The organism is Aliirhizobium wenxiniae, from assembly GCF_014201355.1.
In the GTDB taxonomy this organism is placed as follows: Bacteria; Pseudomonadota; Alphaproteobacteria; order Rhizobiales; family Rhizobiaceae; genus Neorhizobium; species Neorhizobium wenxiniae.
This window is the reverse complement of sequence record NZ_JACHEG010000001.1, coordinates 1,390,553-1,408,242: the sequence shown is the minus strand read 5'-3', so window position 1 is coordinate 1,408,242 and position 17,690 is coordinate 1,390,553. Positions and strand designations below refer to the sequence as shown.

17 protein-coding genes are annotated in these 17,690 nt (G+C 59.8%); 6 read left to right on the top strand and 11 right to left on the bottom strand.

Annotated elements, in window-relative coordinates; all coding sequences use genetic code 11:
• The first annotated feature begins 29 nt into the window (after window positions 1-29).
• Window positions 30-218, top strand: a complete 189-nt coding sequence (locus HNQ72_RS06850; RefSeq protein ID WP_183990761.1) for a hypothetical protein — start codon at window positions 30-32, stop codon at window positions 216-218.
• Window positions 219-223: 5 nt separating this feature from the next.
• Here the strand turns inward: HNQ72_RS06850 and HNQ72_RS06845 are convergent, their stop codons facing one another.
• The 6 genes from HNQ72_RS06845 to HNQ72_RS06820 form a co-directional block, all read right to left on the bottom strand.
• Window positions 224-1,519, bottom strand: a complete 1,296-nt coding sequence (locus HNQ72_RS06845) for an MFS transporter (RefSeq protein ID WP_183990760.1) — start codon at window positions 1,517-1,519, stop codon at window positions 224-226.
• Window positions 1,520-1,610: 91 nt separating this feature from the next.
• A complete protein-coding gene (locus HNQ72_RS06840) occupies window positions 1,611-2,012 on the bottom strand; it encodes a MarR family winged helix-turn-helix transcriptional regulator (protein ID WP_183990758.1) in 402 nt (133 codons plus the stop codon).
• Window positions 2,013-2,073: 61 nt separating this feature from the next.
• Window positions 2,074-2,907, bottom strand: a complete 834-nt coding sequence (locus tag HNQ72_RS06835) for a metal ABC transporter permease (RefSeq protein WP_183990756.1) — start codon at window positions 2,905-2,907, stop codon at window positions 2,074-2,076.
• The gene (locus HNQ72_RS06830) at window positions 2,904-3,779 is read right to left on the bottom strand and encodes a metal ABC transporter permease (RefSeq protein ID WP_183990754.1); all 876 of its coding nucleotides are present in this window, start codon (window positions 3,777-3,779) and stop codon (window positions 2,904-2,906) included. Before HNQ72_RS06830 ends, HNQ72_RS06835 begins: the two co-directional genes overlap by 4 nt.
• Complete coding sequence (locus tag HNQ72_RS06825; protein ID WP_183990752.1) at window positions 3,760-4,671, bottom strand: manganese/iron ABC transporter ATP-binding protein; 912 nt, start codon at window positions 4,669-4,671, stop codon at window positions 3,760-3,762. The genes HNQ72_RS06830 and HNQ72_RS06825 overlap by 20 nt, the downstream gene beginning before the upstream one ends.
• Complete coding sequence (locus HNQ72_RS06820; protein ID WP_183990750.1) at window positions 4,668-5,567, bottom strand: metal ABC transporter substrate-binding protein; 900 nt, start codon at window positions 5,565-5,567, stop codon at window positions 4,668-4,670. Before HNQ72_RS06820 ends, HNQ72_RS06825 begins: the two co-directional genes overlap by 4 nt.
• Before the next feature lie 228 nt (window positions 5,568-5,795).
• Here HNQ72_RS06820 and HNQ72_RS06815 point away from each other — a divergent pair, with 228 nt between their 5' ends.
• Complete coding sequence (locus tag HNQ72_RS06815; RefSeq protein WP_183990748.1) at window positions 5,796-7,091, top strand: hypothetical protein; 1,296 nt, start codon at window positions 5,796-5,798, stop codon at window positions 7,089-7,091.
• A gap of 85 nt (window positions 7,092-7,176) precedes the next feature.
• Here HNQ72_RS06815 and lysS read toward each other — a convergent pair whose 3' ends face one another.
• From lysS to HNQ72_RS06800, 3 genes are all read right to left on the bottom strand, one after another.
• Window positions 7,177-8,676, bottom strand: a complete 1,500-nt coding sequence (gene lysS, locus HNQ72_RS06810) for a lysine--tRNA ligase (RefSeq protein ID WP_183990746.1) — start codon at window positions 8,674-8,676, stop codon at window positions 7,177-7,179.
• A 95-nt stretch (window positions 8,677-8,771) separates the two neighbouring features.
• Window positions 8,772-10,229, bottom strand: coding sequence for a glutamate--tRNA ligase (gene gltX, locus HNQ72_RS06805; RefSeq protein WP_183990744.1), 1,458 nt, complete (start codon window positions 10,227-10,229; stop codon window positions 8,772-8,774).
• 137 nt (window positions 10,230-10,366) lie between these two features.
• Window positions 10,367-12,136 (bottom strand): SLC13 family permease, encoded by a 1,770-nt coding sequence (locus tag HNQ72_RS06800; RefSeq protein ID WP_183990742.1) that lies wholly within the window; start codon window positions 12,134-12,136, stop codon window positions 10,367-10,369.
• Window positions 12,137-12,380: 244 nt separating this feature from the next.
• On the opposite strand from HNQ72_RS06800, the gene HNQ72_RS06795 reads away from it, so the two are divergent.
• The 4 genes from HNQ72_RS06795 (at window position 12,381) to HNQ72_RS06780 (ending at window position 16,055) form a co-directional block, all read left to right on the top strand.
• Window positions 12,381-13,502 carry an ABC transporter substrate-binding protein gene (locus HNQ72_RS06795; protein WP_183990740.1) on the top strand — a complete coding sequence of 374 codons (1,122 nt, stop codon included), beginning with the start codon at window positions 12,381-12,383 and terminating at the stop codon, window positions 13,500-13,502.
• A gap of 122 nt (window positions 13,503-13,624) precedes the next feature.
• Window positions 13,625-14,689 carry a FecCD family ABC transporter permease gene (locus HNQ72_RS06790; RefSeq protein WP_373289413.1) on the top strand — a complete coding sequence of 355 codons (1,065 nt, stop codon included), beginning with the start codon at window positions 13,625-13,627 and terminating at the stop codon, window positions 14,687-14,689.
• Window positions 14,689-15,447 (top strand): ABC transporter ATP-binding protein, encoded by a 759-nt coding sequence (locus HNQ72_RS06785; RefSeq protein WP_183990736.1) that lies wholly within the window; start codon window positions 14,689-14,691, stop codon window positions 15,445-15,447. The genes HNQ72_RS06790 and HNQ72_RS06785 overlap by 1 nt, the downstream gene beginning before the upstream one ends.
• Before the next feature lie 65 nt (window positions 15,448-15,512).
• Window positions 15,513-16,055 (top strand): glutathione peroxidase, encoded by a 543-nt coding sequence (locus HNQ72_RS06780; protein WP_183990734.1) that lies wholly within the window; start codon window positions 15,513-15,515, stop codon window positions 16,053-16,055.
• A 42-nt stretch (window positions 16,056-16,097) separates the two neighbouring features.
• Here the strand turns inward: HNQ72_RS06780 and HNQ72_RS06775 are convergent, their stop codons facing one another.
• Together HNQ72_RS06775 and HNQ72_RS06770 are read right to left on the bottom strand one after the other, a co-directional pair.
• Window positions 16,098-16,868, bottom strand: coding sequence for a TerC family protein (locus tag HNQ72_RS06775; protein WP_183990732.1), 771 nt, complete (start codon window positions 16,866-16,868; stop codon window positions 16,098-16,100).
• A gap of 107 nt (window positions 16,869-16,975) precedes the next feature.
• On the bottom strand, window positions 16,976-17,671 hold the full coding sequence (locus HNQ72_RS06770) for a TetR/AcrR family transcriptional regulator (protein WP_183990730.1): 696 nt from the start codon (window positions 17,669-17,671) through the stop codon (window positions 16,976-16,978).
• Between the last annotated feature and the right edge of the window lie 19 nt (window positions 17,672-17,690).

The following is a 17,690-nucleotide window of genomic DNA, read 5'->3' as shown; positions in this document are numbered from 1 at the left end:
TCAATCCCACAACAGGATTGGAGACACAGATGACTGATGCCTTTTACGCCTATTCGGGTTTGCTCAATGCTTCGGCCATGGTGTTGCTTCTGGCGATCATCGTGGCTTTCTATGTCAGCCTGACATTGGAGGCTTTCAAGAATGCCACGGAGACCCGTGTCGAAGCGACGGCGCTTCGGCGGGGTGGGGCCGGTATGGATTACCGGCCCGGCGTTTAAGCCTTTCAGGCTGCCTGGGCGACAGGAGCAGGGCTTCCCGGCTTCCTCAACAGCATGACGCCGACGGCTGCGAGCATGCACATGACGCCTGCGATCTGCAGGGCCGGCATGTAGGTTTCGAAGTCGCTGCGGATGTAGCCTGCGCCAAAGGCGGCGGTTGCGGCGCCGAGCTGATGGCCGGTGAAGACCCAGCCGAAAACCAGCCCAGCCTTTTCCCGGCCGAACTTTTCTGCGGCGAGCTTGACCGTCGGCGGTACCGTCGCGATCCAGTCGAGGCCGTAGAATACGGCGAAAGCCGAGAGTTCGTAGAAGGAGAAGCCCGAGAAGGACAGGTAGATCAGCGACAGGCCGCGCAGACCGTAATACCAGAAGAGCAGGACGCGGTTGTCGTAACGGTCGGAAAGCCAACCGGAGGCGACGGTGCCGAAGAAATCGAAGATGCCGAGCACGGCAAGGGTACCTGCAGCTGCGACCGAGGTCATGCCGAAATCGCCGCAGATGGAAATCCAGTGGGTCTGGATCAGGCCATTGGTAGAGAGGCCGCAGACGAAGAAGGAGCCGAAGAGCATCCAGAAGGTCGGGCTTGTCGATACGGACTTCAGGGTAACGAGCGGCGATATCAGCGTGGCGAGCAGCTTGTGGTCCTGCTTCGGTGGCTTCGAGACGACGGTTTCGCCATAGGCGGGCAGGCCGAGATCGGCGGGATGGTCTCGCATCAGCAAGAGGACGAGCAGCATGGCGGCGGTGATTGCTGCGGCTGTCAGGACCAGTGCCGTGCGCCAGCCATAAGCTTCACTAAGCGCTGCGAGCAACGGCAAAAACAGGAGCTGCCCGGTGGCATTGCTGGCGCTCAGCATGCCGACGACAAGGCCGCGGCGGTGCGAAAACCAGCGGGAGGCAACCGTGGCGCCCAGTACCATGGCGGTCATGCCGGTGCCGACGCCGATGACGATGCCCCAGAGCGCCACGAGCTGCCAGATTTCAGTCATGAACAGCGAAACGATAATGCCGAACAGGATCAGGCCTAGTGCCGTCGCGACGACCTGGCGGATGCCGAAGTGGTTCATGAAGGCAGCGGCAAAGGGGCCGAGCAGGCCGAAAAGGACGAGGCGGATGGCCATGGCGAAGGAAATGTCGGCGACATCCCAGCCGAATTCCTGGTGCAGAGGCTGGATCATTACGCCTGCCGAGCCCATGGCGCCGGCGGTTGCCAGCATTGTCAGGAAGGTGGTTGCGGCAACGACCCATCCATAATGGAGTTTTCTCGCCGCCATCCAGCCGGCAATGCCTGTCGATATCATTCGTGGTTCCCTTTGCTTGCTGCCGTGTGCAGCTGTTTATTGGGGTATTTGCCTGCATTTGCGGGTAGGTACCCGTATCTTGTTCAAAAAATCAGAGTTCCGCGAGCAAGTCCTGCAGCTGCCGTGCTTTTTCGTGTCCGAGGCGGGCCTCTATATCGTCCTGCACGCCATCCCAGAGGGGCGCGCCCTTTTCCAGTATATCACGGCCTTTCGGCGCGATGGTCAGCATCGCCTCGCGCTGATCCTCGCCGTGGCCGATGGCGATCAGTTCCAAACGCTCAAGCACCTTGGCGTTGCGGCCGACGGTGGAGCGATCGAGCTCCACCTTATGTGCAAGATCGGTCAGCGATACCGGCTCCATCCTGCGGATGTTTCTGAGCAGGCTGAACTGGCCGATATTGACGCCGAGCGGAGCCAGCGCCTCGTCATAATAGGACGAGACCTTGCGGGTCGCCTTGCGCAACAGGATGCAGTGGCATGTATCGTTGGACATCTTGATGCGTGTATATACCCGGATTGTCTCTCGCGCAAGCGGGTATATGCCCGCGACCTGATCAGGCCGCGGCGCGTGAGGCGAGCATTGTGCGAATGAAGGTGACGATGAAGGTTATCGTCATGAGCAGCACGATGGTGGGAGCGGGGGCGCTATCGAGGAAGAAGCTCAGATAGATGCCTCCAAGCGAGCAGCCTAGTGCGACCGCAACCGCTGTCAGCAGCATGGCGGTGAAGCGGCGTGTCAGCAGGAAGGCAATGGCGCCGGGGGCGATCAGGAGGGCCACCGAAAGGATGATGCCGATCGCCTTCAAGGCTCCGACGACCGTCAGCGACAAGACGGCAAGCAGGCCGTAATGTAGCAGGCGGGTCGGCAGGCCGATCGCCTTGGCATGCTGCTCGTCGAAGGCGTGCACCAAAAGGTCCTTGCGGAAGATGACGAGGAAGATGGTGGCTGCGATGGCGATGACCGTCGTCTCGATCAGGTCCTGCGGCAGGATGCCGAGCATGTCACCGAACAGGATGTGGTCGAGATGCACGTCGGCCTGGACGTTGACGTAAAGCACGAGGCCGAGGCCGAACATGCCGGAAAAGACGATGCCGAGAACTGTGTCTTCCTTGATGCGGCTGTTCTCCTTGAGGAAGCCCGTCATCAGCGCGCAGACCATGCCGGCGATGAAGGCTCCGATCGAGAAGGGGATCGCCAGCATATAGGCGATGACGACGCCCGGCAGGACGGCGTGGGAAACCGCGTCGCCCATCAGCGACCAGCCCTTGAGGATGAGGAAGCAGGAGAGGATCGCCATCGGCAGAGCGATCATCAGCGTCACGGCAAAGGCGGTGCGCATGAAATCGATCTGGAAGGGGAAGAGGAGGAGGTCGATCGTGTCGCTCATTTTGCACTCCCCGGGGCGGCTTCCTCCAGCGATGCCTTCACGCGGCGGCGGGCGGCGAGCATGCCGTGCTTGGGCGCGAAAACGAAGGCGATGAGGAAGATTGCCGTCTGCAGCACGACGATGATGCCGCCGGTTGCGCCATCGAGGAAGTAGGAGAGATAGGCACCGAGGAAGCTGGTGGCGGCACCGATGCCGAGCGCGAGCAGGATAACGCGCTGGAAGCGATCGGTGAGCAGATAGGCGGTCGCGCCCGGGGTGACGACCATGGCGATGACGAGGAAAGCGCCGACGGTCTGCATGGCCGCAACGGTGGATGCGGCGAGAAGAGCGAAGAACATCACCTTCAGCGCATCTGGCTTAAGGCCGATCGTGCGGGCGTGATTTTCATCGAAGAAGGCGACCATCAGATCCTTCCATTTCAAGGTCAGGACGACGAGGCTGACGGTGCCGATGATGACGAGCTGCAGCGTATCGCCGGGGCTGATGGCGAGCACATTGCCCATGACGATGGTCTGGATATCGACCGAGGTCGGTGACAGCGACACCATGAACAGGCCGAGCCCGAAGAAGGAGGTGAAGATCAGGCCGATGATGGCGTCTTCTTTGAGGCGTGTACGCTGGTTGAGGAACAGCATGGCAAGCGCTGCGAGGCCGCCGGACATGAAGGCGCCGATCGAGAAGGGCAGGCCGAGCATATAGGCACCTGCGACACCCGGAACGATCGAATGCGAGAGCGCATCGCCGATCAGCGACCAGCCTTTCAGCATCAGATAGGCGGACAGAAATCCGCAGACGCCACCGACCAAGGCGGAGACCCAGATGGCGTTCAGCATGTAGCCATAGGTGAAGGGTTCAAGAAGCGTCTGGAGCATCGACGCTGTCCTTTTTCTTTTTCCTCGCTTTGGTCTTCTCTGTGCCGTTGCCGTAGGTAACGAATGGGCGTTCGTCATCGGTGATGACCTTCACACGGCGCGGATCGGCATCGTCATGCAGGTCGGAACCGCCGAGGATGAAATGGCGCAGTACGCCGCCAAAGGCCTTTTCCAGATTGGCTTCGTTGAACGTGTCGGCCGTCTTGCCATAGGCGATGACCGTGCCTTTGACGAAAACGGTGCGGTCGCAGAAATCCGGCACGCTGCCGAGATTGTGGGTGGAGACCAGCATGACGCGGCCTTCGTCACGCAGTGCTTTCAAAAGCGCGATAATCTGCTCTTCGGTTGTGACATCGACGCCGGTAAAGGGTTCGTCAAGAAGGATGACCTGGCCTTCCTGGGCTAACGCACGGGCAAGGAAAACACGCTTGCGCTGGCCGCCGGAAAGCTCGCCGATCTGGCGTTTGCGGTATTCCAGCATGTTCACCCGCTTCAGCGCCTCGGTGACCATGTCGTGGTCGCGGCGCGACGGGATGCGGAGGAAATTCATGTGGCCGTAGCGGCCCATCATCACCACGTCCTCGACCAGAACCGGGAAATTCCAGTCGACCTCTTCGGACTGCGGCACATAGGCGACGAGGTTCTTTTTGAGCGCCTCGCGGGCGGGCATTCCGAGGATTTCGACGGAGCCTTCGGTTAGCCTGACGAAGCCCATGATGGCCTTGAAAAGCGTCGACTTGCCGGCGCCATTGACGCCGACAAGTGCGGTGATCGTGCCTTTCGGCACTTCGAAGCTCGCATGTTTCAGCGCGGTGTGGCCGTTGCGATAGGCGACGCTGACATTGTTGAGCGTGAGGCCGGTCGTTACCGGCTTGGTCTTGCCCATCCTCATTGCGCTAGACCTTTTGCGATGGTTTCGGAGGTGATGCGCAACAGATCGAGATAGGTCGGTACCGGGCCGTCAGCCTCGCTCAGCGAGTCTACGTAGAGAACTCCGCCATAGGTAGCGCCGGTTTCGGAGGCGACCTGTTTCGCCGGCTTGTCGGAGACGGTGCTTTCGGAAAAGATCACCTTCACCTCATGTTCGCGCATGGCATCTATTACGGCGCGCACCTGCTGCGGCGTGCCCTGGCTATCGGCATTGACCGGCCAGAGATAAAGCTCCTTCAGGCCGAAATCACGGGCGAGATAGGAAAACGCTCCTTCGCTGGTGACGAGCCAACGGTGATTTTCCGGCAGTTTGGCCAGTTCATCGCGGATAGGCTGAGCCTGTGCGCGGATTTTGTCGGTGTAGGCCCTGGCGTTGGCGGCATAGGTTTCTGCATTGGCCGGGTCGATCTCGGTCAGTCCCTTGCGGATATTCTCGACATAGATGACGGCGTTTTCCGGCGACATCCAGGAATGCGGGTTGGGCTTGCCCTGATAGGCGCCGCCGGCAATCGCCATGGGAGTGACACCATCGGAAACGGTGACGTTTTTCACATCTCCGAGGTTTTTGAGGAAGCGTTCGAACCAGAGTTCGAGGTTGAGACCGTTGCGCAGGACGAGATCGGCATCGCGGGCACGCAAGAGGTCGCGTGGTGTCGGCTGGTAATTGTGGATCTCGGCGCCGGGCTTGGTGATGCTTTCGACATCGGCCGCATCGCCTGCGACATTCTTCGCCATGTCGGCGATGATGGTGAAAGTGGTGACGACCTTGGGCTTTTCCCCAGCGGCAGCGGAAAAGGGCAGGGAGATCAGGCCGGCAAGGAGGCCGGTGCCGAGGCATGCAATTCTCAAAAACGACATAGATGATCCGTTATTGCTGTTGCAAATCATTCGCAATTTAATCTAACGGCAAAAATCCGCCTGTCAACGCTATTGCAAATCATTCGCAACAAGATCGGGAAATCCCGTTTTGGAACGGCGGCCTGACAAATCCGCTTAAAGTTTCTTCAATAAGATTGGGCGAATATGCCCCCATTGTTCCATGACTTGTATTGCGTGACTGGAGTTGTCCATGCCGGGTGTCGGTAAATGAAGATCCGGCTGTCGAAGAAATTCATCTTCCTCCTCAGCGGTGCGTTGGTTCTTTGTGGCGCGAGCGGCTCGGCAGCGGTGCTGATCGGAACCGACAAGATCCTCGGCCCATCCTATAAAGACATAAACGGCCTGACCTGTACGACGTTGCAGACGCAGAAGATGCGCCGCGACGGTAGTATATGGGTGCGCAAATATGTGACCAGCGACCAGGCCGGTGACGGAATTTCGCGGCTGAAGACGGCCTTGCGCGTGGCGCGGGCGGTGCAGGAGAAGGAAAAGGCCGGTCTCGTGCAGGTCGCGATGATCGACAGCGCCGGCCCCAAGGATACCGCGGACATGCGCGGCCGCGCGATTGCCGCGCAGGTCGTCTACATTCCAAACCCTGCCAAGATCCCTGCAGGTGGGCAGACCGAGAATTACTCCGCCTATTATCTCGATGGCGCACCGAGCGCCAGCGGCCATTTCTACGGCATGCGGGTCGATCTTCCGCTGGAGGATATCGAGCATCTGGAAACACATCTGACCGACAAGGCGGACTGTATCGACCCGTCCCTGCCAGAAGGCAGTGAGGCGGCCAAGGCAGAACTAAAGGCTTCCGGACACGGTGCACCTGCCGGTGGCAGTGAGAAACCTTCCGGCCACGGTGGCGCGCCGGCGACGGAAGGTGCCAGTGCCGAGGCTGAAGCCAAGGGCGAAGAGGTTGCCGCGGTTGAAAGCGGCGGCTTTCTGAGTTCGATTACCGGCATGGTTTTCGGCGCGAAGGAAGAGGTGACTGGCGGCCATGAGGCCGGTCAGGGGAACGAGAAGGCTGCTTCTGTGGCCAATGCGCCTGCCGGCGAAAGCCACGGTGCTCAGGCAGCCAAGTCCGACACTGCCGCTGCTGAAAAGCCTGCCGAAGAAAAGAGCTTTTTCGATCAGGCAAAGAGCAAGATCCTTGGCGGTTCTGCGGACGAACCAACTGCTTCTGAACAGAAGGAAGCCAAAGTCGATGCTGTGAACGAGGCCAAGCAGGCTTCGGAACCCGCGCGCGAGCCAAAAACAACTGCCGAGGGTGGCAAGGGCTGGTCGAAGTCGGATGCGGGTGATGAGGTTCACTCCGGAACTGCAACCGGCGGGGAAGATCAGCCGAGAGCCACCACGGAGGCGGCGCAAGCAGAAGCTCATGCGGGAGGGCCACAGTCTGCGGCTTCCGGTGCAAGCGCTGCTGACACAGCCGGTGCAGCATGGCTGGAAAAGTTCCGGGCGCAGCAGGCAGCGCCCGCGGCAGATGTCGCGCCGCCCGCGGATTGAATATCAGCTCAGCGAAGAGTGAATATGAGAAAAGGCGGCTTTTATAGCCGCCTTTTTTGTCGTTTCAGACCTGTCTGCCTGATCCTCAGTCCGCCTTGGCCTTGCGGGCCGGGAAGAGGATGACGTCGCGGATGGACGGAGCGTTGGTCAGGAGCATGACAAGGCGATCGACGCCGATGCCGAGGCCACCGGCCGGCGGCATGCCTTGGTCGATCGCGTCAAGGAACTCGTCGTCCAGCTGCTTGTCCTTCTCGCCGCGGGCGTGCGCCTGTTCTAGCTGCTCGACCATGCGCTTGCGCTGTTCTTCCGGATCGTTGAGTTCGGAGAACGCGTTGCCGACTTCCCAGGCGTTGCAATAGGTTTCGAAACGCTCGACGAGGCGCGGCTCGCCCGGAACTTCCTTGGCGAAGGGCGAAATGTCCTTCGGGAAGTGGGTAACGTGGCTCGGCTGGATCAGCGTGCCTTCGACCTTCTCTTCGAAGATGAAGGCAAGGCATTCGCCCCAGGTCCAGTCCTTCTCGACCTCGAAACCGGCAGCCTTGGCGGCAGCACGTGCTTCTTCGTCGGTCTTGATCGACAGGAAGTCGATGCCGGTCGCTTCCTTGACGGCGTCGGGCATCGGCACGCGCTTGAACGGACCCTTGAAGGAGATCTGCTTGTCGCCGAAGGTGACCTCAGGCGTGCCATGGATCGAGACGGCCAGCGTTTCGAACAGCCGCTCGACGAGGTCCATTACGTCCTCGTAATCGGCGTAGGCCCAGTAGCATTCCATCATCGTGAATTCAGGATTGTGCCGGGTAGAGACGCCTTCGTTGCGGAAGTTGCGGTTGATCTCGAACACCTTGTCGGACAGGCCGGAGACCAGCGTGCGCTTCAGGAACAGTTCCGGCGCGATGCGCAGGTACATGTCCATCTTCAGCGTGTTGTGGAAGGTCTTGAACGGATCGGCGGTGGCGCCGCCATAAACCGTCTGCAGCATCGGGGTTTCGACTTCCAGGAAGCCGTCGTTTTCCATGAAGTGGCGGATGCCGGAAACGATCTTCGAGCGCTGCTGGAAGCGCAGTTTCGACTCTTCGTTGCTCATGATGTCGAGGTGGCGCTTGCGATAGCGGATTTCGACGTCGGCAATGCCGTTCCACTTTTCCGGCATCGGCAGGAGCGCCTTTGTCAGCATGATGATTTCCTGCGCATTGATCGACAACTCGCCGCGCTTGGTGCGGCGCACCGTGCCGGTGACGCCGATAATGTCGCCGAGATCGATCAGCGGCAGCATGTTGCGCGCTTCTTCCGGAGTGACATCCTTGTGGGAGAAGATCTGGATCTTGCCGGAGGCATCATGGATATCCATGAACATGCCGGAATTGCGAGAGGAGTAGACACGGCCGGCAACGGTGACGACGTCCTGGGTTTCCGTATCCGGCTCCAGCGCCTCGTATTTCGCAGCCAGTTCCGCATTGGTCATGGTGCGGTGGAAATGCGCCGGATAGACGTCGCCGATGGTTTCGCGCAGCTTGGCAAGCTTTTGCGCGCGCACTTCGGTGACGTCGGAGGAGAGGGCGGTTTCGGTCTTTGTGGTGTCGGTCATCGTGTTCGCCTTTTTCGGCTCGTTGTTCTGTTATGCCGGCGCGGCTGGCTCGGCCTAACCCTCCCCTTGTGGGGAGGGGGCGCGTCGCGAATTCCTTATTTCCCGTCGCCCACCATCGATGCCACGACGGTTGCGGCGATCTTCAGGCGCTGGCGCACGACCGAGCGGCCGAGGATGGCCATCGAGTCGAACAGCGGCAGCGAGCGCGACGAGCCGGACATGGCGATGAAGAGCGGCGGGGTGACGACGCGGAGTTTCTTTTCCAGCTTGTCGGCCACGGCGCGCAGTTCGGCGTCGATCGCCTCGACGTTCCACTCGACCATCTTTTCGATGTCGGCCTGGACCGTGTTGATGATCGCAAGCGTATCTTCCGGCGACGTCTTCAGGCCCGCGAAAGATGCCGGCGTCAGGCCGACATCGGCGGCGAGCAGGAAGCCTGCAAGGTTCGGCAGGTCGCCGAGCTTGGTGATGCGGCTCTGCGAATGCAGAAGGCCCTGGTTCAGGCGGTCGTTTTCCATTGCCCATTCGAGTGTGCGGGCAACGAATTCCTGCGGCGTCAGCTTTTCGCGCAGCCAGCGGCCGTTCAGCCATTCGAGCTTCTGCAGGTCGAAGATGGCGCCGGCCTTGGAGAGTGCGTCCGGCTCGAACTTTGCCGTCAGCTCTTCCATGGTCAGCAGTTCCTCGCCTTCGGCGATCTGCACGAAGAACAGGCCCAAGAAGTTCATCAGGGCTTCAGGCAGGTAACCGAGTGCGGAATAGTAGCTGATCGAGGTCGGGTTCTTGCGCTTCGACAGCTTGGACTTGTCGGCATTCCTCATCAGGGAGAGGTGCATCCAGACCGGAGCTTCCCAACCGAAATAACGGTAGAGCAGGATGTGCTTCGGCACCGATGCCAGCCACTCCTCGCCGCGGGCGACGTGGGTGATCTTCATCAGGTGGTCGTCGATGACGTTTGCCATGTGATAGGTCGGCATGCCGTCGCCCTTGATGAGGACCTGCATGTCAACAGAATCCCACGGGATCGACACATCGCCGTAAACGGCGTCGTTGAAGTCGCAGAAACCCTCGGTCGGGATTTTCATGCGCACGACGGAGCTTTCGCCGGCTGCCATCTTGGACGTGACTTCTTCGGCCGTCAGATGCAGGCAGAGACCGTCGTATTTCGGCGGCTTGCCGGCGGCGCGCTGGCCTTCGCGCATCTGCTCGAGCCGTTCGGGCGTGCAGAAGCAGCGGAAGGCATGGCCCTTGTCGAGTAGGTCCTGCGCGTAAGGCTGGTACATGTCCTTGCGCTCGGACTGGCGGTAAGGACCGTACGGGCCGCCGACATCCGGGCCTTCCGACCATTTCAGACCCGTCCATTTCAGCGCATCCAGAACCCGCTGTTCGAATTCGAGCGTCGAACGGGTGGCATCGGTATCCTCGATGCGCAGGATGAACTCGCCGCCGTTCTTCTTTGCGAATAGGTAGTTGAAAAGGGCGATATAGGCGGTGCCGACATGCGGCTCGCCGGTGGGCGAGGGAGCGATGCGGACGCGTGGGGTCGGGTTGATCATTGTGCTGCTCTATTTCGCGGCGCAACCGAATGCGCCAAGCCTGTTCCGGGAATAGGGATTGGGGCAGGCTTAGGCCATATTCAGGCGAAAGCGTCAAGGTTTTTAGGCCCAACGGCCCTAGCAGGATCTTACCGGTGTCAGCCGACTGGCCAGATGTAGAGCAAGGCCGGAATGCTGACGAGGATGATGAGGAAGGACAGGGGCAGGCCGAGGCGCGGATAATCGGAGAATTTGTAGCCGCCCGGACCGAAGACCAGCGTGTTGCACTGATGGCCGACGGGGGTGAGGAAATCGCAGCCGGCGCCGATCGCAACTGCCATCAGGAACGCTTCCGGTTTGAAACCGAGATTGGTGGCGAAGCTGGCTGCGATCGGGCCCATGACGAGCACGGTCGCGGCATTGTTGAGGAAGGGGGTAACGGCCATGGCGGTTACGAGAATGAGGCCAAGGGCACCCCAGGCAGGCAGGGTTGCCGCGACCTCGCCGAGCCAGCCGGCGATCAGGTCACTGCCGCCTGTGGTGCGCAGGCTGTCTGAGACGGGGATGAGGGCTGCCAGCATGACGAGGATCGGGCCGTCTACCGACTTGTAGAAATCGGTGAGCGGTATGCAGCGGAAGACGACCATGCCGAGGGCTGCTGCGAAAAAGGCGACAGGCACCGGGGCGAAGCCGACTGCGGTGGCGGCCATGGCGAGCGCAAGGATGATGAGCGGGATGAAGGCGCGGCGACGGGTGCCGAGCAATACCTCCCGCTGGGCCAGCGGCAGGAGGGAAAAATCCTGCATGATGGTCGGCATGGTCTTTCGCGAGCCCTGCAGCACGATCACATCACCGGCTGCAAGCGTCAGGCTGCCGAGGCGCTCTTTCAGGCGTTCCCCGTGGCGGCTGATCGCCAGAAGATTGACGCCGCGGGTATAGGAGAGTGCCAGTTCCTTGGCGGACAGGCCCTTGAGCGGCGATTCCTGGCTGATGATCGCCTCGATCGAGATGATGTCGCCCTGTGCCTGTTCGCCGGTCAGCGGCTTGCCGGACAGTTGCAGCTTTGCCGAGGAAACGATGCGGTCGAGCGCCTTGGACGGGCCTTCGAGCAGGACGATGTCATTTTCCCGCAAGCTCAGGTCCGGGAACGGCGCCATGCGGGCAGTGCCGCGCAGCACGGCATTGGCAATCACTTCGCCATCGCCAAGTTTCAGCAGTTCGCCCAACCGCTTTTCAAGCACGGTCGATTGCGCCGTCACCATCACTTCCGATGTGTAGTTCTTGATCTCGACGGCTTCTTCGATCGAGTGGTTTTCCTTTGTGCGGCTCGGCACCAGCCAATGGAAGAACAGAAGAAAGGTTATGCCGACCACGCAGAGGATGACGCCCATCGGGGTGAAATCGAACATGGTGAAGGACTGGCCGGTCAGTTCTTCGCGGATGCGTGAGACGACGATATTGGGCGAGGTGCCGATCTGGGTCATCAGCCCGCCGAGCAGTGCCGAAAAAGCCATCGGCATCAGGTATTTCGACGGCGAGGCACCGGATTTTTTGGCGAACTGGAAGGCGACCGGCATCATGATGGCCAGCGCGCCGATATTCTTGATGAAGGCGGAGAGAACCGCCACGACGATCATCAACAACGCGAGCTGGGTGTGCAGCGTGTCGAGATTGGGGAAGAACTTCTTGATAGCCAGATCGACGATACCGGAGCGCGCGACACCCGCCGAGACGACCAGCGCCGAGCCGACGATGATGACGATGTCGTCGGAAAAGCCGGAAAATGCCTGGTCGGTCGGCACAACACCGAGCGCCACGGCCAGAACCAGCGCACAACAGGCCACCACATCATAGCGAAACCGATCCCAGATGAATACGGCCATCATCGCGGCGATGACGGCGAAAGCGAGGATCTGCTGGGTTGTCATGCGGCTCCGGGGGTATGCGTGCGGCGAGGTGGGCGGTTTCGAGTGACGCAATAATGCCCGAGAGGCCGGATCGTTTCAAACGCCGATACGGGATATCGCCAATTTGTACAATTCTACTGCGAATTGGGTCGGCTCGTCAGAACGAGGGCATTTTTCAAGTAAAAGTTGATTGTTCTACTCATGAAATCAGCGTAGGTCCGCAACCGGGAGGAGATCTGATGCAACGGACACACAGAGGACACCCATGAGACCGATCGTATTTTCCGCTTTTGCCCTTGCGCTTGGTGCATCCACCGCGTTTGCCACCGACTATCCGGCAACGATCACCGATGTCGCTGGCCGCACCGTGACGATCGCCAAGAAGCCCGAACGGATCATCCTGCAGGATGGGCGTGACATGCTGACCGTTGCATTGCTTGATCGTGACAACCCCTATGCGCGTGTCGTCGGCTGGAGCTCCAATTTCGTCAAGTCCGATCCGGGTACTGCCAAACTCATGGAAGGCGCCTTCGGCAAGGCTCCGCCAATCATGAGCCTGTCGGAAGATGGAGAAACCGATCTGGAAGCGGTCATCGCCGCCAAGCCTGACGTTGTCGTTGCCCAGCTGAGGGCGCAGAAGTCATTCAAGGAAGGCGGTATTGAGGACAAGCTGAAGGCGCTCGATATTCCGGTCGTCTATCTCGACGTGATGGAAGAGCCGGTCGACCATACGATGGAAAGCGTCGAAGTGCTCGGCAAGGTGATGGATCGCGAGAAGGAAGCTGCAGAATACGTTTCCTTCTACAAACAGCATCTCGGCCACCTGAACGAGGTTATCGCCAAGCAGACAGTGTTTCCGAATGTCTTCGTCGAAGCCAAGGCCGGCAACAAGGGTGATGGTTGCTGCTTTACCCATGGTGATACCGGTTTCGGCAAGCTCGTCGCCTCGCTGAAGGGCAACAATATCGGCTCCAAGCTGCTGCCGGGCCAGACGGGCACCGTGTCGCTCGAAGCGCTGCTCGGCTCCAACCCGCCGGATGTTTACATCATGTCCGGTTCGCAGTGGACAAACCCGGAAAATTCCGCGGCTCCATTCGGCTACAATGTCACGCCGCAGCAGGTTTCGGCAGCACTCGGCAAGCTGGAGCGGCGTGACGGCTTTGCCGCGATGAAGGCGGTGCAGGATGGCCGCGTCTACGGTCTCTACCACCAGTTCTACAACCATCCGTATAACATTGTCGGCCTCGAATACATGGCGACCTTCATGTATCCGGAAGCCTTCAAGGATCTCGATCCCGCCGCCACCTATGCGAGCCTGATCAAGAGCTTCACCAAGATCCCCGATGCACCTGTCGTGCTCGGCGCCTCGGCACCGGTAACGCAGTAGGCTTTTTTGAAGCAGTTTCGCCTTTCCTCGAAATGCGGAACTGCTCCATCCATTTGTTTCCACGCAATTCCGGTTCCTGCATTTGTTGGAATTGCGCCTATGTATCGGAGCATCATGTGAGCATTGCCGAACACAATCCGCCAGCGCTGTTGGCGGATGCGGAGCGCGCCTATCATAGCAAGATCCGCGTGAAAGTGATGATGCTGATCGTTCTTGCCGTGGCGCTTTGCGCCGCCGCAGTGATCGATATCTGCGTCGGGTCTTCCGGTCTCTCGCCGAGTGACGTGCTGGCCGCGATTTTTCAGCCGGAGAGTGTCAGCCGAGGCGTGCGTGCGATCGTCGTCGACGTGCGGCTACCCTATTCGCTGATGGCCCTGCTTGTCGGCGCGTCGCTGTCGCTTGCCGGTGCCGAGATGCAGACCATTCTCGACAACCCGCTGGCAAGCCCGTTTACGCTCGGCGTGTCGTCTGCGGCATCCTTCGGCGCGGCGCTTGCCATCGTGCTGCAGCTCGGCGTTCCCGGCCTGCCGGCCGAGTGGTTCATTCCTGCCAACGCCTTCATATTCGCCTTCGGCTCCGTCCTTTTGCTGCAGGCGCTCTCCGGCCTGCGTGGTGCAGGGGTCGAGACGCTTGTACTGTTCGGCATTGCGCTGGTTTTCATCTTCAACGCGCTGGTGGCGATCATGCAGTTCGTCGCTTCGGCCGAGGCGCTGCAGCAACTGGTTTTCTGGAGCATGGGTAGCCTCACCCGCTCGACCTGGACGAAGCTTCAGATCATGGCATTGGTCATGGCTTGTGTCGTACCGTTTTCAATGGCTGCCTGCTGGAAGCTGACGGCATTGAGGCTTGGCGAGGATCGGGCGCGTTCGTTCGGTATCGACGTGACGCGGTTGCGGTTCTTCTCGCTTCTGCGCGTCAGTATTCTTGCCGCGACCTCCGTTTCCTTCGTCGGCACGATCGGGTTCATCGGGCTTGTCGGCCCTCATATTGCCCGGCTTCTAGTCGGCGAGGATCATCGGTTCTTCCTGCCGGCAAGCATGCTTTGCGGCGCGCTGGTCATGGCGCTGGCATCGGCTGCCAGCAAGATCATCGTGCCGGGCGTGCTGATCCCGGTCGGCATCGTCACGTCGCTGATCGGCGTGCCGTTCTTCCTTGCCCTGATTTTCAGCACGAAGGGGAAGGCTTGATGCTTTCGGTCGAAAAACTCTCCGCCGGTTACGGTAAAAAGCCGGTTCTGACGGATGTCGACATTTCTGCAATGCCTTCAGGGACGATCACGGCGTTTCTCGGCCAGAACGGAGCCGGCAAGTCGACGCTGCTGCGTTCGCTGGCGGGCCTTCACAAGGCGGGCGGCGTGCTGCATCTGGATGGTGTCGACATCACGCGGCAATCGCCGGCGCAGCGCGCTCGGGCGATCACCTACATGCCGCAATCCCTGCCGCAGCGGGTAGCGCTGACGGTGCTGGAGGCAACGATCGGGGCTTTGCGCGCTTCCTCGCGCGATCCGGATGCGGTCAAACGCTCGCTTGCCGTTCTTGATCGGCTCGGCATCAGCAATCTTGCCATGGCGCAGCTCGACTCGCTTTCCGGGGGCCAGCGGCAGCTTGCTAGCCTTGCGCAGGCGCTGGTGCGCAAGCCGCGGGTGCTGCTGCTCGACGAGCCGACCTCGGCGCTCGATGTTGCCCACCAGATCCGCGTCATGCGCACGATCCGCGAGATTACCGAGGAACAGGGGATCATCTCGATCGCAGTACTGCACGACCTCGGTCTCGCCTGCCGCTGGTGTGACCGGCTGGTGCTTCTGTCGGGCGGTCGCGTTGTCTCCGATGGTGAGCCGCAACACGCTCTGACGCCGGATGTCCTCAATCAGGTCTACGGAGTTACCGGCCGCATCGAGCGCTGTTCGCGCGGATTTATCCAGGTGCTGATCGACGAAGTGGCATGAGTGATGGACAAGCCGGATGCGCGTATTAAGCTGGCGCTCATCTGCACTGCCTTCAGGAGTTTTCCATGACCGATATTCTTTCCATTCCCGTCAAGCGCACTGACGGGAGCGATACAACGCTTGCCAGCTACAACGGGCAGGTCATGCTGGTCGTAAACGTCGCTTCAAAATGCGGGCTGACCAAGCAGTATGAAGGTCTGGAAAAGCTCTATGAAGACAAGAAGGACAAGGGGTTTGTCATCGCGGCCTTCCCGGCCAACAATTTCAAGGGCCAGGAGCCTGGCACGGATGCCGAAATCGTTGAATTCTGCCAGCTGACCTATGACGTGAAATTCCCGATCTTTTCGAAGATTTCGGTGAAGGGCGATGACAAGCATCCGCTCTACAAGGCGCTGACCGGTTCGGGCATTGCGACGACCGGAGACGGCCCGATGAAGGAAAGGCTGAGAGGTCATGGCATGGAGGTTGCCGATGACGCAGAGATCGTCTGGAACTTCGAGAAATTCCTGATCGGCCGTAATGGCAAGGTTGTGGCTCGTTTTGCGCCGGATGTGACTGCCGATGACAGCCGGTTGGTCGAGGCTCTCGATCGCGAACTGGCAAAGTAACCGGGAATAAAAAAGGGCGCCTCAGGCGCCCTTTCTGTGAGATCAATGCAGCTTCTCGCCGCCGCCCCTGGCCTTGTTTTTGGCCTTGGCGTTTCTGGACCACATGTTGAGCATCTCGACCAGGGCCGAGAAGGCCATGGCGGCGTAGATGTAGCCCTTCGGCACGTGGACGCCGAAACCTTCGGCAATCAGCGTCGCACCGATCATCAGCAGGAAGCCGAGTGCCAGCATGACGATGGTCGGGTTGCGCTCGATGAAATTGGCGAGCGGGGTGGCTGCCAGCAGCATGACGGTGACGGCTGCGACGACCGCGACGATCATGATCGGCAGGTGTGGCGTCATGCCGACCGCCGTGATGATACTGTCGATCGAGAAGACGAGGTCGAGGATGAGGATCTGCACGATTGCCGCGCTGAAGCTCATCTGCAGGACTTCCGAACCTGCGCCGACCATGTCTTCCTTGTGATCGATGACATCCACCGAATGGTGGATTTCCTTCGTTGCCTTGTAGACGAGGAACAGGCCACCGGCGATGAGGATCAGGTCCTTCCAGGAGAAGGGCTGGCCGAAAAGCTCGAAAAGCGGATTGGTCAGCTGAACGATCCAGGCGATCGTACCGAGCAGGCCAAGGCGCATGATAAGGGCCAGGCCGATACCGATCTTGCGTGCCTTTTCGCGATGCTCAGGCGGCAGCTTGTTGGTCAGGATGGAAATGAAGATCAGGTTATCGATGCCGAGCACGACTTCCATGACCACTAGTGTTACGAGCGCTACCCAGGCCCCCGGGTCTGCTAAGAGCGCTGCAATGTCCATCCATGTCTCCTGTTTTCAATCAAAGGCGGTAAATGCCCGCCGCATTTGGGGGCTTTCAGCCTAAAAACAAGAGGAGGTTGCGTCTGAGAGGCGACAATTTGCCCCGTTCATACGGACTTGGCGATCACGGATTTGTTATCTGATGCATAAGCTGCCATGAAAACGCGGATGGCGCCGCGTATAACGCGTTCTATCTCCTGTCGCGACGGTGGCTCTGCCATAGTGCCGAACAGGCGGAATTTGAAGAAGCTGCCGCTGACGAGATCGAGAAACTGACCGGCGGCGAGATCGAGGTCGTCGATCTCCAGCGTGCCGGCGGCGACGCCCTGACCCAGATAATCGTGCAGAACCGTTCTCAGGTTCTGTGGGCCGCGGAAAAAACGGGAACAGAGATCGGGCATGCGTTCACGAACACCGAGCACCGTGCGCATCGCGGTGACGACCTTTCCGTCGGTCATGTGTTCGAGAAAGGTGACGCCGAATTCGTAAAGACCCTTTTCGATATTCTCGCTTTTGGCAAGCACAGTCCTCATGGAGCCGAGAAAGGCTTCACGTTCCATCTCGACCATCGCGACGAACAGGTCTTCCTTATTGGCAAAATAGACATAGATCGTCCCTTTTGAGACACCTGCCTCACGGGTAATGTCGTTCATGCTTGCCGCATCAAAACCCATACGCATGAATACACGCTTGGCACCGTCAAGGATCTGCTCGCGCTTTACGGGATCCTCGCCTGCCGCAAAACGGCCGGAGACCTTCACGTTTTCCTTAAGCGAGACCTTTTTTAACCCTTTCGGCGTCATTTTTTCCATTTCCAACTTT

Excerpts from the sequence above, each read along its gene's own strand:
- HNQ72_RS06850 (WP_183990761.1), top strand. The coding sequence starts at position 30 with ATGACTGATGCCTTTTACGCCTATTCGGGTTTGCTCAATGCTTCGGCC.
- HNQ72_RS06845 (WP_183990760.1), bottom strand. The coding sequence starts at position 1,519 with ATGATATCGACAGGCATTGCCGGCTGGATGGCGGCGAGAAAACTCCAT.
- HNQ72_RS06840 (WP_183990758.1), bottom strand. The coding sequence starts at position 2,012 with ATGTCCAACGATACATGCCACTGCATCCTGTTGCGCAAGGCGACCCGC.
- HNQ72_RS06835 (WP_183990756.1), bottom strand. The coding sequence starts at position 2,907 with ATGAGCGACACGATCGACCTCCTCCTCTTCCCCTTCCAGATCGATTTC.
- HNQ72_RS06830 (WP_183990754.1), bottom strand. The coding sequence starts at position 3,779 with ATGCTCCAGACGCTTCTTGAACCCTTCACCTATGGCTACATGCTGAAC.
- HNQ72_RS06825 (WP_183990752.1), bottom strand. The coding sequence starts at position 4,671 with ATGAGGATGGGCAAGACCAAGCCGGTAACGACCGGCCTCACGCTCAAC.
- HNQ72_RS06820 (WP_183990750.1), bottom strand. The coding sequence starts at position 5,567 with ATGTCGTTTTTGAGAATTGCATGCCTCGGCACCGGCCTCCTTGCCGGC.
- HNQ72_RS06815 (WP_183990748.1), top strand. The coding sequence starts at position 5,796 with ATGAAGATCCGGCTGTCGAAGAAATTCATCTTCCTCCTCAGCGGTGCG.
- lysS (WP_183990746.1), bottom strand. The coding sequence starts at position 8,676 with ATGACCGACACCACAAAGACCGAAACCGCCCTCTCCTCCGACGTCACC.
- gltX (WP_183990744.1), bottom strand. The coding sequence starts at position 10,229 with ATGATCAACCCGACCCCACGCGTCCGCATCGCTCCCTCGCCCACCGGC.
- HNQ72_RS06800 (WP_183990742.1), bottom strand. The coding sequence starts at position 12,136 with ATGACAACCCAGCAGATCCTCGCTTTCGCCGTCATCGCCGCGATGATG.
- HNQ72_RS06795 (WP_183990740.1), top strand. The coding sequence starts at position 12,381 with ATGAGACCGATCGTATTTTCCGCTTTTGCCCTTGCGCTTGGTGCATCC.
- HNQ72_RS06785 (WP_183990736.1), top strand. The coding sequence starts at position 14,689 with ATGCTTTCGGTCGAAAAACTCTCCGCCGGTTACGGTAAAAAGCCGGTT.
- HNQ72_RS06780 (WP_183990734.1), top strand. The coding sequence starts at position 15,513 with ATGACCGATATTCTTTCCATTCCCGTCAAGCGCACTGACGGGAGCGAT.
- HNQ72_RS06775 (WP_183990732.1), bottom strand. The coding sequence starts at position 16,868 with ATGGACATTGCAGCGCTCTTAGCAGACCCGGGGGCCTGGGTAGCGCTC.
- HNQ72_RS06770 (WP_183990730.1), bottom strand. The coding sequence starts at position 17,671 with ATGACGCCGAAAGGGTTAAAAAAGGTCTCGCTTAAGGAAAACGTGAAG.